Raw genomic sequence first — 15,548 nt, forward strand, 5'->3', positions numbered from 1 at the left:
CATGCCGTTCCCATGAGTTCGCCTCGCTATCAGTCACTCGGCCCCCTCCTTGCCGGAGAGGGCTCGCGTGCCTTCCTCGGACTGTCGCTGGAGGAAGGCGCCACGCCCCGCCCCGTGGTGCTCATCTGGGCACCGCCTGAAATCGCGCAGAACCCGGAGCTGGTGGCGCGCCTGGAGCGCGAGACGAACCGCGCCATCGTCTTCGAGCACCCGAACATCCTGCGCGTGCACGGCCTGGAGAAGCTGGACGGGGGCCTCGCGCGAGTCACCGAGTTCGCGGACGGCGAGCCGCTGCGGCGCGTGCTGGAAGCCAACCCGCGCATGTCGCCCGCGTTCGCGGCGCTGGTGGTGGCGGACGCGGCCATGGGCCTGCACTACGCGCACGTGGCGGGCAACGACGACGGTTCACCGCTGGTGCACGGAGACATCCGGCCCGAGACGCTGATGGTGTCCTTCAGCGGCTACACGAAGGTGACGGGCTACGGCGCGCTGTCCGTGGCGCCGCGTGAGCGCGGTGGCAAGCGCGTGAAGAACCGCCGCGCGTACACGTCCCCGGAGCAGCTGCTGGGCGGGCGTGAAGCGGTCAACGTGCAGTCGGACGTGTTCCTGCTGGGGCTCACGCTGCACGAGTGCCTCACGGGGAAGATGCCGTTCAAGGAGTCGGCGGATCCGGACAAGGCGGTGCTCAACCGCGCCCTGCCCCCGATGCCGGCGGACGTGCCGCTGAAGCTGGATGCCGTCGTGCGCCGCGCGACGACGAAGCGGGCGCTGGAGCGCTATTCGTCGGCGCTCGCGTTCCGCGAGGCGCTGGTGGATGCGATTGGCAAGCTGCCGACGCACGAGGAGTTCGCGGAGCACCTGGCGAAGCTGTTCCCGCCGGAGAGCGACGCGAGAGCGGCGCGCCGGGCGACGATTGAGAAGGGCATCGCGGAGGCGCTGGCGAAGGCGGGCATGCCGACGCCGCAGATCGCCGAGATCATCGCGAACGGCGCGGGGCTCGCGGAGCCCGTGAAGAGCAAGGTGCCGGAGTTCTCCTCGGCGGAGAGCAGCAAGCCGGCTCCCGTGCAGGCCGTGACCACTGCACCGCAGACTGCCGCGCCCGTGCAGCCTGTGGTGACGGCGCCGGTGCAGGCCGCTCAGGCCCCGGCAGCGGTGCAGGTCCCGCAGAGCACCCCTGTCGCGACTCCGGTGCAGAGCGCTGTCCCGAGCACCACGAGCCCGGCCACGGCTCAGACCGTGACGCCCTCCCCTGCTCCAACGGCATCCACGGAGACGCGGCCCGCGGGCCCCATCTTCGGCGGAGCGGCGAGCCCCGCAGCGCGGCCAGTGGCCGCGCAGAAGCCTTCGCGTTCCTGGGTCCCGTTCGTGGTGGGCGGGCTCGTGCTGACGCTCGGCGCGGGCGCGGTGATCGTCCAGCGCCAGCTCCAGGGCACGATGACGGTGGAGACCTTCGACGCGGGCCTGCCCATCGTCGTGGCCGAGCCCTTCGACGCGGGCGTCGAGGACGCGGGCGTTGACGCTGGTGTGGACGCGGGCCCGACGATGGGCATCCTGGACCTCACGGTGGAGCCGCGCGTGGAGGTCACGCTCAACAACGCGCTGCTGGGCCGGACGCCACTGTCCGCGTCGCTGCCGCCGGGCAAGCACCTACTGACCTTCACCAACGGCGCGCTCGGCATCTCCGTGTCGCGCACGGTGACGGTGGCCCCCACGGGCCGCTCCGCCTACCAGTTCTTCCTCAACAAGGCCTTCATCAACGTGCGCGGCCCGGCTGGCGCCAACGTCTCCGTGGACGGCAAGCCCGTGGGCACGGTCCCCGTGGAGGAGTTGGACGTCTTCGAGGGCTACCACCGCCTCAACGTCAACGTGGGCCCGTCGCACTGGCAGAAGACCTTCACCATCGAGCCCGGCCAGCGCGTCAACTTCGACGTGGACTTCCAGGAGCCGCAGGAGGCCACGGAGGAGTAGGCGCCAGTTGGCGGGACGCCTCCGCGACGGGGCTCGGGGATGGACAGACACCCCGCGCCCTGGCTCAAGCGATAGCAGCGCGCGCGGCTCCTGAAATCGAGGCCTGGCGAAATTCAGACGGGCTCATGTCATCGACTGACGACTCCAACGTATAAGCCGATCATGAACCTGCTTCTGAACCTGTTGTGGATCATCTTCGGCGGAGGTCTGGTGCTCTGCCTCGAGTACCTGCTCGGTGGACTGGTGCTCTGCCTCACCCTCGTCGGCATCCCGTTCGGCGTGCAGTGCTTCAAGATGGCCGGCCTCGCGCTGATGCCCTTCGGCAAGGACATCGAGGATCTTCCCAGCGCAGGCGCGATGAGCTTCGGGCTCAACATCGTCTGGGCACTCTTCGCTGGAATCTGGATCTTCCTCACCAACGTCGTCATCGGAGTCAGCCTGGCGCTGACGATCATCGGCATTCCGTTCGCGCTGCAGCACCTCAAGCTCGGAATGGTCGCGTTCGCTCCATTCGGCAAGCGCATTCGCGGCTGAACGCCCCCCTCCACCCGGCTACGAAGCATATCGCGACGTGAAAGCAGCGAGGGTCTTTCCTTGAATTCAGGGAGGCATGTTCCAATCTACCGTGCGGTGGGGGTCTTCGCTCTTCTTGTGCTTTGTATGTTCGGTTGCCGAGAAGCGACTCCCCCCATGACCGCGCTACCCATTCATCCACCCGTAGCGGGTTACGAACTCAGGCTTGCCTCCCACTATGCGGCCAAGGCGCGCGAGCACGGCTGGCTGGTCACGCCGGATTCAGATGCCCACGAGACTCGCGATCCAATCCAGATCGATGTCGACATCATCGCGGGCCCCGCCCCGGATGCTGGATCGACGGAGCGCGTGGGCGTACGACGGCTGCGGCGCCTGATGGAAACCTCCGAGGGCGGCTCCAGCGGGGACGCAGTGACCCTGACCTATGTCGAGGCTTTAGGGCCATCCTACGTTCGCTACCGGCAGATGCGCTTCACCGACGGCCTGGCCCCGAGCTTCGAATTGGACGAGTTGATCCGCCGACAGGGGCTTTCGGTGGCGAAGCCCGCTTCAGACCAGACGCCCTTTTGAACGAGGGCATGAGACCGGCTCATCACCCCAAGTGCCTCTGAATCGAGCAGGCCTCTCCTGCTCCCCTCACGCACGCCAACACCCTTAAGCTTGCCTCCACACCTCAAGCACGCGAACACATCCAGGGCGAACGTCCTGCTTGAGCAGTCCGGCCCAGTCCAAACGGGGTGTGCGCTCCTTCCTCGGCTCCTCCACCGTCGCGGCAAAGGCGGGGCTCTCCCTCCTCAAGCACCGGCTCCGCCCCGGCTTGAGGGAGCTCCCTTGTCACGAAGCGGACTTGGCGAGGATCTCTTTTCCATTGAATTGGCGACCGCGCCGCGCCAGCCCGCTCGCTTGACGGTCCGCTCGGAAGCTGGAGAACATCCGGATCCGACGAGGGACGCGGATGCTCTTCTATTACGAATGTCAGCACTGCAAGCGGGTCAGTGATCTGTTCAACGCCGGGGAGGCGCTGACGCAGCCGCCCCCCTGCAACGAGTGCGCGAAGAAGTTCGGCGCGACGCCCGCCGTCCAGAAGTCCATCAACGCCTACATCTTCAACTGCCGGCGGTGCGCCTACACCTCCGGGCTGTGCTCCGCGGACGACTATCCGACGCTCAAGGGCGCGCGTCCCCTGTGCCCCAAGTGCGGCAAGGCCGACGAGGTGTTCCTCCTCAAGCCGCACGTCGCGAAGAAGCCGTCGCGCCTGGGCAAGCGCAAGGAGCCGGGGCAGTTGGACCCGACCCAGGTGAACGACCTGGGCCTCTACGGCACGGAGGACGTGGACACTTCGATGCTGGAGGCGTTCGAGCAGCACACGAAGAAGAAGCGCAAGCTGGAGCTGGGGCCGCAGGACGCGACGGTCTACGATCAGGCGTTCGAGTTCGAGGGCACGTCCGACAGCGCGCGGCTCGCGACGAGCGAAGCGGTGTACCAGTCCCGCAAGCGCTTCCGGCGGAAGTTCGACACGAAGTACGGCGCGCTCAACGACACGTCCAACCCGCTGAAGACGGAGCTTCACGGCGGCAAGGTGGTGCCGTTCTCCACGTACAAGAAGAAGCTGGGTGACTCGGAGACGATTGGCACGACGTCCTACCCCCGCGGGGGCAGCTCCATGCCCACCATCGTCAACGCGGCGAAGCTCATCGAGCGCGACGTCACCTGGGACTACCGGGAGCTGGGGCCCAATTCGTTCCTGCGCAGGCTCAGCGCGCTGCTGTTCGTCATTGAGTTCAACGGCGGAGGCGACACCAACGTCCCGGTCGAGGTCCAGGCCATGTGGGCCGCGGGTTCCCTCTTCCTGGCCTCCAACAACATCACGTACTCCGATGCGCTGCTGAGCGCGCTCCAGAAGCAGACGTCGCTCAAGACGTTCCTCGCGGACATCAAGCTGCCCAAGTCATCGTCCGGCGCCTACGCGACGAAGATGCGGAAGATTGGCAAGCTGCACGCCAACAAGCTCCCCCAGTACCAGGGGGAGTTCAACAGCGGCCTCTATCCGTCCTACTTCCATTACAAGTGGCCGTACGTGTTCAACGCGCTCACGCAGTCCCTGACGTTCGGCTCCGCGAACACGCTGGGGCTGACGGTGGCCAACCACGCGAATGGCTTCAAGCACTGGACGCTGGAGGGCGCCCCCGTCCAGGCCGGCAAGGTCTACGTGGTGCTCCCCAAGAAGTTCGGGAAGGGCACGGGGAGCACCCACTTCACCAAGAAGGACATCCACGCCGAGGAGCTCTTCTACCCGGTGCTCACGGCGCTGGATGGGGCGGGGAGCCTGACCTCGTTGCAGCCCGCGTTCATCGGCGGGGTCAAGACCCCCTGCCGGACCTGCGCCATGGTGTTGGAGGCGGCGGCGAACAGGCTGGGCGACAAGCTCATCCTGCCCACGAACGCGTTCGGGCATTACTGGTCGGGGTCGGGGATGCACGTCCCCAACAAGACCTTCGATCAGAACGACGAGTCGATCGTGTTCGGCAGCAAGGCCAAGATCCGGGACGGCTCCCACGCCCTCTACGCCACGGAGATGCCCAGGTCACCCGAGCACAAGTGACGCACTGGCGGGCCCGCGGGGGCCCGGCCTATGCCTCCGCGAGCGCCCGGCGATGGATGGCCACCCAGAAGTCCGCCGCCTGGCGCGCGCCGTCCAGCAGGGGCTCGGGGCCGTGCGCACCGAGCGACTCGCAGAGCGCCTGGGCCCGCGCGCCGTGCTCCACGTCCACGTCCAGGTGCACGAGCAGGAAGCGCGCCCGCGTCCTGTCCAGGCCGAGCCGCCCCAACCCCTGGCGTGTGTCGCCCCCGAGGTGCCGCGCCACGCCCTCCAGCACGTACAGCGCGCCGAGGAACGAGAGCTGGCGCTCCGCCGGGATGCCCTCCCAGAAGGCGTGGAACGCGGAGACCTCGCGGGGCGTGGCGTCCGACGGCGTGCGCCCGAAGGCCGCGAGGTCCGCCTTCGCGAGCTGGTAGTGGGACTGCTCGTCCGCCGCGAGCTCCGCGAAGAAGGCCTTCAGCTCGGGGAGCGTGGCGCGCTCGGCCGCGAGCCGCAGCCGGTCTCCACTGCGCAGCGTGTAGTGGTACATCATGTCCAGGAAGGCCACGTATCGCTCGGGCGTCACGGCCGGCAGCCAGCCCGCGACCTGCCGGGCCATGCCCACGGTGAGTGCCTCCAACTGCTCCCGCATCGACACCATCTCAGTCCCTCCGGGTTGAAATCAGTCCGCCCAGGGTGCGCCACGCGTGCGCGAGGTGCGGCGCCGCGCGCTCCAGGCCCAGCTCGTCCACCGCCACGACGCCCGCGTCCAGGAAGCGCTCGCCGCCCAGGCCCCGCCCGCACGCCGTGGGCACCGCGCGCACGTCCACGGGGCGCAGGGGGCCCCCCGCGTCCCGCGCGAGCGCGAGCTTCAGCACCGCGCCCGTCTGGCACGCCCGCGTGGGCATGATGCTCAGGAAGTTGCCGAGCGAGTACGCGATGAGCCCCACTCGCGGCGGCCCTCCCCGGCGCACCTGCGCGGGGCACGTGGGGTCCCCGCCGTCGATGGAGACCAGCTCCACGGGCTGCAGCACGTGCGGCGAGGAGCCCAGGAGGATGTCCGCCCCGCGCTCGATGAGGCGGTAGGCGTGCTCGCGCTGGAGGGACTCGGGCCAGTACTCGTACTCGAAGCCCCAGTGCGGCATGAGCACCACGAGGTCCGGCCCCACCGCGCGCGCCGCGTCAATGAGGGCGCCCAGCCGCTCCCAGTCGGGCGCATGCCGCGGGTTGCCCAGGCGCGTCACCGGAACGCCCTCGGGCGGCGCCCCCGCGAGGTGGTTGATGTCATACGTCACCGCGGCAATGCCCAGGCGCACCCCGGCCACCTCCAGGCCCGCCACCGCGTCCTCCGCCCGGGGGCCTCCGACGCAGCGATGCTCCGGGCGGGCCAGCACGCTCTGGCGCGTGCGCTCCAGCCCTTCCGCGCCCTGGTCCAGCGCGTGGTTGTTGCACAGCGAGAACACGCGGTGGCGCGCGGTGCCCTCCCACGCGTCCAGGTAGCCCGGCGGCGCGTTGTAGTGGAGCGTCTCGTAGACGAGCCGGGGCACGGGCCTCGCCGGGTCCACGGGCGTCTCCAGGTTGGCGAAGGCCACGTGCGCGTCCGCCATCAGCGCGCGCACGCCCGGGGAGAGGGCCTCGCGGAAGCCGCTGCGAATCCACATCACATCGCCCACGGCGCACAGGTTGAGCGCCGCGGGCGCGCCGGGCTTCCAGCTCCCGGAGGCGAGGTGCCGGGCGACGCGCGCGAAGTGCTCGGCGTCCTCGGTGCGGCGCGGCTCGGGGACGTGGAGGAGGCTCTTGGCGATGTAGCGCAGGTTGAGGTCCCAGCGGGACAGCGGCCAGCGGCCGTCCTCGTAGCGGATGTCCGCGTACAGCTGGCGCAGGGCGTTCATGGGCGCTTTCGTTCCAGGGTGACGAGCCGCACGTCCTCGTCCACGACGGTGGGGCCGGCGAGCAGCGCGCGTCCCATGACGTCGAGGTAGCTGTCGAAGACGGGGGCGCCGCGCGCGAGCAGCCCGGGGCGCAGGTGGGTGTGCAGCCTGGCGAGGTTGTAGCCGGGCACGCGCGGATAGAGGTGGTGGTCCAGGTGGTAGTTGAGCCCGTTCCAGAGGAAGGTGACGAGCCGCGTGCCGCGCACCGTCGTCGCGGTGTGGAAGCGGTCCCCGCGCCACGTGTTGGCGTAGTGGTCCGCGATGGACTTGAGGCCGTTGAGGGGGCTGGCGAAGAGCACCGGCAGCAGCCAGCACTCCACCGCGCCGGGGACGAGCCCGTGCCGCGACAGCAGCCAGAATAGCCCTGCGTAGAATCCCGCGTAGCAGAGCAGCACCGCGCCATGGCGGCGCAATCGCGCGCGGGAGAAGTGCTGCAGCGGATAGAGGACGTTGAAGTAGATGAGGCTCAGCGGGATGCCGAGCAGCACGGTGGCGTAGAAGAGCGCGCACAGCCCGAGCGAGCGGCGGCCCGCGTTGTAGGCGTCGGGGTCCTTCTGCGTGCGGTTCCAGCGGTGGTGCGCGAGGTGGTCATGGCGCATGGGCTCGTAGGCGATGCCCACGAGCAGGCTAAGCGCGTTGCCAAAGAGGCGGTTCTGCCACGGCCTCGGGAAGAGGTTGTCGTGCCACGCGTCGTGGTCGAGCTGGATGAGCCCCATCACCGCCCCACCCGCCAGCATCCACAGCGGCAGCTTCACCCAGACGCTGTCCGCGCGGGCAATGGCCACGGCCGCCGCGACCCAGACCCCCAGGTGCAGCGCCGCCATGCCCACCGCGCGCAGAGGACGGATGCGGAGCAGCTCCACCAGCTCGGCGCGGGAGAGGCCGGGCTCCGGGGGCGCGGCACCGGGCGAATCAGCGGGACGCGAGAGGGCTGGCTGCATGGCGCGTCAGAAGTAGCGAGGGACGCGCTGGCAATAGCGCGCGTAGGGCTCACCGAGGCGGTCCGCGAGGAACCGCTCCTCCTGGAGCACCAGTTGATGGAAGAGGCCCCCGAGCGCCGCACAGGCGCCCAGCGTCACCACGGACGGAGCCCAGAGCGAAGCCCCTACGAGGTACAGGTAGGAGAACACGTAGATGGGGTTGCGCGAGGAGCGGTGGAGCCCCCCCTCGTGCAGCTCGGGCCGGGACTCCCCCGCGTCCACGCCGATGCGGAAGGCCGGGCCCATTCCATACTGGGCCCACAGCATGCCCATGAGCCCCACGACACCGAGCACCCAACCCGCGAGCGGAGGAATGGGCAGCAGCGGCCGTCCCCAGGACATGACGGACCACGCGGGCCAGAACGCGGCCGCGAGCACGGAGCCGGCCCAGAGCAGCGAGACGCCACTGATGCGCCGCGTGACGCGCGTGTGCGCGGAATCCGCCGCCGCGCTCCGGTAGGCCAGCGGGCTGCGCCCGAAGCGCAGGCGGTAGACGAGGCTGGAGCCCAGGTGCCCCGCGAGCACGTGCAGGGAGATGAAGCCCAGGTACACCCCGGGCGCCTCGCGCAGCCCCATCATGGCGCGAGCACCTCCGCCCGCAGGCCGAAGCCCGAGGACGCCCACCCGGCGACGCGCTCCGTGAAGTCGCGCAACTCCTCGCGCGTCCAGAGGCCCTCGAAGGCCGCCGTGTTGATGTTGAGCGTGTCCGCGAACGCCAGGCCCGTGGCGCCCCAGGTGGCCGTGTGGCTGCGCATGGAGCGGATGCGGAACGGCGCCTCCGTGAAGTGCTTGTCCATCCGTCCCAGGTAGGTGACGACGAGCGTGTTCGTCCGGGGCTCGGCGATGAGCGCGGGACGCGCGTTCTTGCGCAGCACCCGCGCCGGTGCGAGCCGGGCCACCGCCATGCACTCCAGCGCCGTCGTCCAGTGCACGCCCTCATCGAGCACCCGCTGCACCTCGGAGCGGAGGAAGCGGGCCAGCTCGCGCGGGGCCTTGAGCCGGGCGCGGACCTCCTTCAGGGAGATCTCAATCGGCACCGCGGAGCAGCCATTGCCCAGCGTCCGCCCGAGCCCCAGCATCCGCCGCAGGTCCACCGGCATGCGCAGGCGGATGAGTCCGTCCACCGGGGACTCTCGCAGCGCCACGCCCGCGAGCAGCGCGGAGAAGAAGACCTCCGACTCCTGGAGGTCCGTGTCGCCCTGGGGAAGCGTGAGCCGCGCCGTGGCCGATAGCGCGTGTCCGGCGGTGTCCCCACTGCGGCGCAGCCCCATTCCCCGCCGCGCCAGGAGCCGCCGGCGCGGACTCGTGAGCCCCAGCACCCGGCCAGGCTGGCGCAGCGCCGCGAGCAGCACCTTGCCATCCGTGAGCGTCGAGGGCTCCAGCGGGCGCGACTCCGACCCGCGTCCCGCGCAGAGCAACCACAGCCGCTCCAGCAGGTGCGCCAGCGCCTTCGCGTCCCCGATGGCGTGGTGCAACTGGATGCCCAGCAGCCAGGGCCCCTGGGCCGCGTCCACCATGGGATGCAGGTGCAGCCGCAGCGGCACGTCGCGCGTGAGATCCACCCGCGTGTTGATGATTCGCGCCACGGCTTCGGGCTCGGACAGGGGCTCTGCGCCTTCCACCAGGGCCGCGTCCACCTCCGCGTCCCCGCGCACCGCGGGCACCCATGCGCGGCGCGCGTCGTTCCAGGCCACGTTGAGGCGCTCGCTCTCCCGCACCAACGCGCGCAGCCCCCGGCGCAGGAGCGCCACGTCGGGCCTGTCCGCCAGCCGCAGCAGCACCGAGGCCCAGATGGTGGCGACCTCGCCGTCCAGCCGCGCCATCACCGTATCCACGAAGTTCGCGCGCATCGCTCCATCCATCCCGCGAAGAGTTCCCGGGCCCGCGCGCCGTCCAGCCGGGCGCGGCTCACGACTTCGCACGCGGCCCTCGGGTCCGCCACGTATTGGAAGACGAGTTCATCCGGCTCGTGCTGGCGGAGGCGGATGCCCGTCGGAAGAAAGCCGGCCGCGAGGAGCACCGGCGTCCCCTCGGCCACCCACTGGGGCTCGCCCATGGGCAGGTGGATGAGGTCCACGCGCGCCCGCTCCGACGTGAGCGCCGGGGTGCCCTCCGCGCTGAAGCCCACGAGGACCCGCCGCTCCAGACGCAGCGACGCGTTCCAGTCGAGCGGACGCAGCACTGCGCCCTCCCTCCATGCCCGGCGCTCCAGCGGCGTGAAGGCCACCGACTCCGCGAGCCCCGCCCCGGCCAGGATGGACGCGAGCCACTCCCCCCACGGGCCCTCGGGCAGGTAGCGCCGGCGTGGCGGCGGGGGCGCGAGCACCGTCGTCATCGCCAGTGCCTGCATGGGCACGCCCAAGCCCTCCTCCACGCCAATCACCGTCTCGCCCCGCGTGTAGTTGACGACGAGGCCCATGGGCCTCGCCCGCATGAAGCGCGAGGCGTAGCGCTGCGCCATGACGTGCAGCGTGGAGGTGTTCTGGTGCAGGAAGCCCACCCAGCGCCCGAGCCGCTCCAGCAGCGAGCCCCACAGCGCCTCGTGCTCGGCGCGGCCCATGATGGTGCGGCGGCTCGGCAGCGCCACGGAGAGCCCCGAGTCCAGCGAGTCCCGCCCCGGCTTGCTCCACAGGCCCGTGTGCCACAGCAGCGCCCCCCGCGCGTCGAACTCGCCGAGGCTCAGCAGCGCCCCGTCCCTCCAGAGCCGTACGGCGCCGCCGGGCTCGTAGAGGAACGGGTAGGAATACGTCTCCGCATAGCGCGCGTGAAGCAGCTCACGGAAGGCCGGCTCATCGGGCTCGGCCAGCCAGCGCGTGTGCTCGCTGGGGTTGGCGGCGCGAAGGTCGTCCATCAGGGAAACAGCTCGGTCCCGGCCCATGTGCGCTAGCAATGCATCCTTGAGGCCAGCCGGGAAGGCCCGCTCCCGCCCGGACGCAACCTCGCTCGCCCAGCCCCCCGTGCAGCGCCTGGCACACGGGTGTGAAGCCCCCTGCACAGCCGAGGCGCATAGCTCCCGGCCGGTGGACAGGCCGCGTGAGCCCCTTGGGGTACACGCCTGCCCAGGCCGCGCTCCGCCTGATCAGGATGGGAGCCAGTCCCGGCTAAGCCCGTTTGGCAGGACCCGCTTGCTCTTTCACCCGCCGTCCGTGCCAGACTGGCCGGATGAACCGCGTGCTCCTGCTGGCCGGACTGTTGAGCCTCGTTGCGTGCAAGGGCAACATCGGGCCAAACACCAACGACGGAGGCCCCAACAAGCCAGTGGATCCAGTGGATCCAGTTGACCCCGGGGATCCCGGTGGGCCCGTGGGCGCCGCGTGCGTGGTGCAGTCGGTGCTCACCAATCGCTGCGCCAGCTGTCACGGCGCGCTGCCGACCCAGGGTGCGACGATGCCGCTGCGCACCCTGCACGACATGCGGGTGAGTTCGGCGATGGATGGGAAGCTCAGCAACGCCCAGCGCGCGCTCAGCCGCATGCGCGACGACACGTCTCCGATGCCGCCAGCCCCGCATGAGCGCGCGAGCGCGGCCGAGCGCACCGCGCTCGAGACCTGGATCAATGAGGGGATGCCCCTCTGCAGTGGCACGGACGGGCCGCCCGTGACCGTGGTGCCCGAGCCCAACCTGCTCGATCAGTCCGCGCTCTTCACCTGCACCGAAGGCGTGCGCTCGGATGCGCCGACACGCATCCGCCGCATGAACCGGCGCGAGTTCACCCGCAACGTCGGTGGCTCGGTCGAGCGCAGCTGGACCGGGTTCAGCTTCTACGACAACCCGCTCGATCCCAGCGCCATCGAGCAGTACAGCTCCTGGGCCACGGACGAGACGTTGGACGAGGCCACGGTGGAGCTCTTCCTGCCGGTGGTCGGCGCGGCCGCCTCGCCGTGGACGATGAACTACCCGGACGGCAACCGGATGGAGCGTGTCTTCACCAACAACCGCTTCAGCTGCATGTTCAACGACGCGAACCCGAGCGACACCTGCAAGCGCTTCCACCTTGGCCAGATGCTCGAGTTCGGCGTCTTCTTCCGCCCGCCCACCGAGGATGAGCTCACCCGCATCACCGCCTTCGCGACCTCGGTCATCGCGCAGGAACCGAGCTACTCCCCGCGAAACCGCGCGGACTCCATCACGCGGATCTCCAACGCCGCGTGGATGATGACCGGCGCCATGTTCCGCCGCGAGCTGGGCGGCGATCCGGCCGACGGGCGCGTGGAACTGACCAGCCTGGAGCTGGGCTCGCAGCTGGCCTACGCGCTGGCGGGGCGCGCGCCCTCGGCCACGCCGAGCTTCGTGTGGCCGTACTACTCCGCGCCCCTGGAGGGGCATCTGGCGGACGTGGCCATTGCCGCGAAGGATGGCTCGCTCACGCAGGATGCGACGACCACCGCCCTGATCAAGAAGCACCTGGGCGGCGTCGACGCCAACCAGAACGGGACACCGCGCTTCGATCTGGTGCAGGACTACAACGAGGAGCAGCGCTCCAAGCGCGGGCAGTACTGGCTGGGTGACGGCGTCGCGGGCTTCTTCCGCGAGTGGCTCGGCTACGGGCACGTGTCCGCGGTCTTCAAGGAGTCCCCGGCGGCGACCTCGCGCTTCGAACTCGAGGGGCTCGGCTACATCAGCTCGGTCTCGTACGACAACCTGCTCACCAACTTCCATCCGCTGGAGCCGACCTTCATCCAGCAGTTCGACGATTTGATCGCGCGGGTGGTGGTCGAGGATCAGGACGTGCTGGCGAACCTGCTCACCACGCGCACCTTCTACGTGCCCTCCATGCAGAACGCGGCATACGACTCGCATAAGGGCCTCTCGCACCCCTACAACGTCAGCGAGATCCTCCCGGCGACCGTCGCGGGCCGCTGGAAGACGCTGCCTGCCACGGAGCGCGCGGGGGTGCTGACCCACCCGGTGTGGCTGGCCGCGCACGGCGGCAACTTCGAGGACGATCCGTCCATCGTCCACCGCGGCAAGTGGGTGCGCGAGAACCTGCTGTGCGGCTTCGTCCCGCCGCTCAGCAGCGTGCAGGTGGCAGCCCAGGTCGGCGCTCACGCCGCCGACAAGAACGCGCGCCGCCGCCTGCAGGAGGCGACCGCCGGATCGCAGTGTCAGGGCTGTCACCGTCTGATGGAACCGCTCGGCCTGCCCTTCGAGATCTACAACCACGCGGGCTTCCTGCGCGCGCGGGATCACTCGACCAGCGGAGGCTGGACCACGCCGGACGGAAGCTCGACGCTCACGTCGATGCCGGACCCCGCGCTGGACGGTCCGGTGCGCGACGCGGTGGAGTTGAGCGAGCGCCTGGCGGCCTCGCGGCACGTGAAACGCTGCTTCGTGCGACAGGCCTTCCGCTACTTCATGGGACGCCCGGAGAACGTGAGCGACGCCTGCACGCTGACGCAGATGGAGCAGGCCTATGATCAGAACAACGGCTCGTTCTCCAAGATGCTGACCACGCTGATGACAAGCGACACCTGGAAGACGCGGCGTGTGCCGCAGGCTGGAGAGTGACTGCCATGTTCTCGCGACGAACCGTCCTGAAGGGCATGGCCGCCGGCCTCTTCGCGCCCTATTTCCACGACGTCTACGCCCAGTCGTCAGCGTTGCCGGCGCGCGTGGTGCTGGTCCTCGAGTGCAATGGCGTCTACCCCCGCGCGCTCCTGAGCACGGGCACCCGCGCGGCGCTGGGGGGACGCGCCAACACCTCCGACCGCCTCTTCTGGGACGCGTACAAGGACACGCCGCTGGTGCGTGAGGGCGACAATCTCGCCAGCGCGATCAGTCTCGGGCCGCTGGCGGCGTCTTCCGGCAACCTCGACCTGGTGAACCGCTCCGCCGTGCTGCTGGGGCTCTCGAACCTCATCGCGGGCGGCGGGCACTCCAGCGGGACGGGCGGGCTGAGCTGCGCGGTGAACGGCGCGGGCGCGACCTTCGACGCGGTGATCGCACCTCGCCTGCGCCGGGGTGCACCGTTCGACGTGCTGCGCCTGGGCACCAGCTCCGCGCGCGTGTCTATCGTGTACGAAACCTGCGCGCTCGGACCCCGCAAGCCCGCAGGCATCATCGTCAACCCGTCGCTCGCGTTCGACAGCACCTTCGGCTCGCTGCTCGGCGGCTCGACGAATGGGCGCGATCGCAAGATGCTCTTCGACTTCGCGCTGGCCGACTCGCGCAAGGCGCTGGCGGAGTTCAAGGGCAACTCCAACGAGCGGCTGAAACTGGAGCGCTACCTCTCCTCGCTCGAGTCGCTGCGCACGCGGGAGGATCAGCTCGCGGGCATGGCGGACCGCGTGCGGCCCTACCTGCCGCTGGCGCCGAAGGACAACCCGCTCCTCACCGGCGCGGGCTCACCGCCCGACTCGCTGAAGTGGTTCGAGGCGCAGTTCCAGATCGCCACGGCGGCCCTCCTGGGCGGGCTGACGAACACGGTCGTGCTGGCGACGGGCACCTCGGGCTTCGACGTGGCCTACGGCCCGGACGTGAGCGACGTCCCGCGACACAGCTTGCAGCACGGCCTGGATGCGGGGCAGAACTGGGAGCGCGTCGCCGAGGTCACCCGCCGCCACGTGCAGTTGGTGGCGAACCTGGCGAGGACGCTGGCCGCCACGCCCGAGGTCGGCGCGAGCGGCTCGATGCTGGATCACACGGCGATCGTCTTCATGTCCGACAACGGCGAGCAGCACCACTCCACCTCGCGTGAGTGGCCGAAGCTCGTGGTGGGCGGCAACGCGCTGGGCCTGAAGACCGACGGGCGCACGGTCGTGTACCCGAAGTACGACGCGGCCCGGAACCGGCAGGTCTCCAACCTCTTCAACACGCTCGGCCACGCGTTCGGAGACGCGGACTTCAACACCTTCGGGCAGGAGGGCAGCACGCGCATCGCGCCGGGACCGCTGAGCGAGCTGTATGGCTGAGCCGCGAGAGCGGGCCGCGGAACCCTGTCCATGTGAACGAGACAGTCAGGCGCTGTGTCAAGAGAGGGGTTGGCGCCCCCCTGTGCGGGATGCGTGCCGCCTGTGCTTTCCACTACGCTGCCGTTACCGCCTCGAGCCTGACCGCCGGAGTCCGTCCACATGATGCTGTTCGCCCCGAAGGTGTTCCCCAAGCTATCCACGCTGAGCCACGCGGGCCGGTCCATGTACGTGTGGGTCTTCTACACGTTCCCACTGGCCTTCACGCTGCTGCTGGTGCCGGGCCTGTTCCTCCAGGTGATGGGCATCTCGCCCGGGGCGGCGGATGGGAACCTGTTCTTCATGCGCATGGCGGGCGGACTGCTGGTGTCCATGTCGTTCATGTCCCACCAGGCCGCCGTCCTGAACTTGCGCCAGTTCTTCGTCTGGGCGGTGATGGGGCGCACCTTCATCACGCTGGTGCTGATCGTCTGCACGGTGCTGGGCCTGTGCGAGCCCATCATCATGTTCTTCGGATGCATCGACTTCAGCGGGGGCATGTGGACGCTGGTGGGGATTCGCCGTGACGAGGCCGAGGAGCAGGCCCGGGCGCTCGGACCGCAGGTCATCGCCCAGCCCTCGCCCTGACCCTTCGCCCTGCTCTTCCCGG

The 15,548-nt window shown here is 69.8% G+C and carries 13 protein-coding genes; 7 read left to right on the forward strand and 6 right to left on the reverse strand.

The window, feature by feature from the left end; genetic code table 11:
• The first annotated feature begins 12 nt into the window (after positions 1-12).
• From D7X30_RS26340 to D7X30_RS26355, 4 genes are all read left to right on the forward strand, one after another.
• Positions 13-1,968: a serine/threonine-protein kinase gene (locus D7X30_RS26340; RefSeq protein ID WP_120565730.1), complete on the forward strand. Its 1,956-nt coding sequence runs from the start codon at positions 13-15 to the stop codon at positions 1,966-1,968.
• A gap of 162 nt (positions 1,969-2,130) precedes the next feature.
• On the forward strand, positions 2,131-2,502 hold the full coding sequence (locus D7X30_RS26345) for a YccF domain-containing protein (RefSeq protein WP_120565731.1): 372 nt from the start codon (positions 2,131-2,133) through the stop codon (positions 2,500-2,502).
• A gap of 156 nt (positions 2,503-2,658) precedes the next feature.
• Positions 2,659-3,072 carry a Tsi3 family protein gene (locus D7X30_RS26350; RefSeq protein ID WP_120565732.1) on the forward strand — a complete coding sequence of 138 codons (414 nt, stop codon included), beginning with the start codon at positions 2,659-2,661 and terminating at the stop codon, positions 3,070-3,072.
• A 385-nt stretch (positions 3,073-3,457) separates the two neighbouring features.
• Positions 3,458-5,104 (forward strand): hypothetical protein, encoded by a 1,647-nt coding sequence (locus D7X30_RS26355; RefSeq protein WP_120565733.1) that lies wholly within the window; start codon positions 3,458-3,460, stop codon positions 5,102-5,104.
• A gap of 28 nt (positions 5,105-5,132) precedes the next feature.
• On the opposite strand, the gene D7X30_RS26360 is transcribed toward D7X30_RS26355, so the two are convergent.
• Genes D7X30_RS26360 through D7X30_RS26385 form a run of 6 tightly spaced genes read right to left on the reverse strand, consistent with a single transcriptional unit; the run spans position 5,133 to position 10,842 of the window.
• Positions 5,133-5,741 carry an iron-containing redox enzyme family protein gene (locus D7X30_RS26360; protein ID WP_120565734.1) on the reverse strand — a complete coding sequence of 203 codons (609 nt, stop codon included), beginning with the start codon at positions 5,739-5,741 and terminating at the stop codon, positions 5,133-5,135.
• Between the two features lies 1 nt (position 5,742).
• On the reverse strand, positions 5,743-6,972 hold the full coding sequence (locus D7X30_RS26365; protein WP_120565735.1) for a CapA family protein: 1,230 nt from the start codon (positions 6,970-6,972) through the stop codon (positions 5,743-5,745).
• Positions 6,969-7,952 carry a fatty acid desaturase gene (locus D7X30_RS26370; protein ID WP_120565736.1) on the reverse strand — a complete coding sequence of 328 codons (984 nt, stop codon included), beginning with the start codon at positions 7,950-7,952 and terminating at the stop codon, positions 6,969-6,971. Before D7X30_RS26370 ends, D7X30_RS26365 begins: the two co-directional genes overlap by 4 nt.
• A gap of 6 nt (positions 7,953-7,958) precedes the next feature.
• Positions 7,959-8,570, reverse strand: a complete 612-nt coding sequence (locus tag D7X30_RS26375; RefSeq protein WP_120565737.1) for an isoprenylcysteine carboxylmethyltransferase family protein — start codon at positions 8,568-8,570, stop codon at positions 7,959-7,961.
• A complete protein-coding gene (locus tag D7X30_RS26380; RefSeq protein WP_120565738.1) occupies positions 8,567-9,841 on the reverse strand; it encodes a hypothetical protein in 1,275 nt (424 codons plus the stop codon). The genes D7X30_RS26375 and D7X30_RS26380 overlap by 4 nt, the downstream gene beginning before the upstream one ends.
• Positions 9,814-10,842 (reverse strand): hypothetical protein, encoded by a 1,029-nt coding sequence (locus tag D7X30_RS26385; RefSeq protein WP_120565739.1) that lies wholly within the window; start codon positions 10,840-10,842, stop codon positions 9,814-9,816. Before D7X30_RS26385 ends, D7X30_RS26380 begins: the two co-directional genes overlap by 28 nt.
• A 311-nt stretch (positions 10,843-11,153) precedes the next feature.
• Between D7X30_RS26385 and D7X30_RS26390 the strand changes: the two genes are divergently transcribed.
• The 3 genes from D7X30_RS26390 (at position 11,154) to D7X30_RS26400 (ending at position 15,526) form a co-directional block, all read left to right on the forward strand.
• A complete protein-coding gene (locus tag D7X30_RS26390) occupies positions 11,154-13,499 on the forward strand; it encodes a DUF1588 domain-containing protein (protein WP_120565740.1) in 2,346 nt (781 codons plus the stop codon).
• Positions 13,500-13,504: 5 nt separating this feature from the next.
• Entirely contained in the window at positions 13,505-14,902 is a 1,398-nt protein-coding gene (locus D7X30_RS26395) for a DUF1552 domain-containing protein (RefSeq protein WP_120565741.1), read from the forward strand.
• Positions 14,903-15,061: 159 nt separating this feature from the next.
• Positions 15,062-15,526 (forward strand): hypothetical protein, encoded by a 465-nt coding sequence (locus D7X30_RS26400; protein ID WP_120565742.1) that lies wholly within the window; start codon positions 15,062-15,064, stop codon positions 15,524-15,526.
• Positions 15,527-15,548 lie beyond the last annotated feature (22 nt).

It is taken from the genome of Corallococcus sp. AB011P, from assembly GCF_003611605.1.
In the GTDB taxonomy this organism is placed as follows: Bacteria; Myxococcota; Myxococcia; order Myxococcales; family Myxococcaceae; genus Corallococcus; species Corallococcus coralloides.

Coding starts and splice junctions, on each gene's coding strand:
- D7X30_RS26340 (WP_120565730.1), top strand. CDS start 13: ATGAGTTCGCCTCGCTATCAGTCACTCGGCCCCCTCCTTGCCGGAGAG.
- D7X30_RS26345 (WP_120565731.1), top strand. CDS start 2,131: ATGAACCTGCTTCTGAACCTGTTGTGGATCATCTTCGGCGGAGGTCTG.
- D7X30_RS26350 (WP_120565732.1), top strand. CDS start 2,659: ATGACCGCGCTACCCATTCATCCACCCGTAGCGGGTTACGAACTCAGG.
- D7X30_RS26355 (WP_120565733.1), top strand. CDS start 3,458: ATGCTCTTCTATTACGAATGTCAGCACTGCAAGCGGGTCAGTGATCTG.
- D7X30_RS26360 (WP_120565734.1), bottom strand. CDS start 5,741: ATGGTGTCGATGCGGGAGCAGTTGGAGGCACTCACCGTGGGCATGGCC.
- D7X30_RS26365 (WP_120565735.1), bottom strand. CDS start 6,972: ATGAACGCCCTGCGCCAGCTGTACGCGGACATCCGCTACGAGGACGGC.
- D7X30_RS26370 (WP_120565736.1), bottom strand. CDS start 7,952: ATGCAGCCAGCCCTCTCGCGTCCCGCTGATTCGCCCGGTGCCGCGCCC.
- D7X30_RS26375 (WP_120565737.1), bottom strand. CDS start 8,570: ATGATGGGGCTGCGCGAGGCGCCCGGGGTGTACCTGGGCTTCATCTCC.
- D7X30_RS26380 (WP_120565738.1), bottom strand. CDS start 9,841: ATGCGCGCGAACTTCGTGGATACGGTGATGGCGCGGCTGGACGGCGAG.
- D7X30_RS26385 (WP_120565739.1), bottom strand. CDS start 10,842: ATGGACGACCTTCGCGCCGCCAACCCCAGCGAGCACACGCGCTGGCTG.
- D7X30_RS26390 (WP_120565740.1), top strand. CDS start 11,154: ATGAACCGCGTGCTCCTGCTGGCCGGACTGTTGAGCCTCGTTGCGTGC.
- D7X30_RS26395 (WP_120565741.1), top strand. CDS start 13,505: ATGTTCTCGCGACGAACCGTCCTGAAGGGCATGGCCGCCGGCCTCTTC.
- D7X30_RS26400 (WP_120565742.1), top strand. CDS start 15,062: ATGATGCTGTTCGCCCCGAAGGTGTTCCCCAAGCTATCCACGCTGAGC.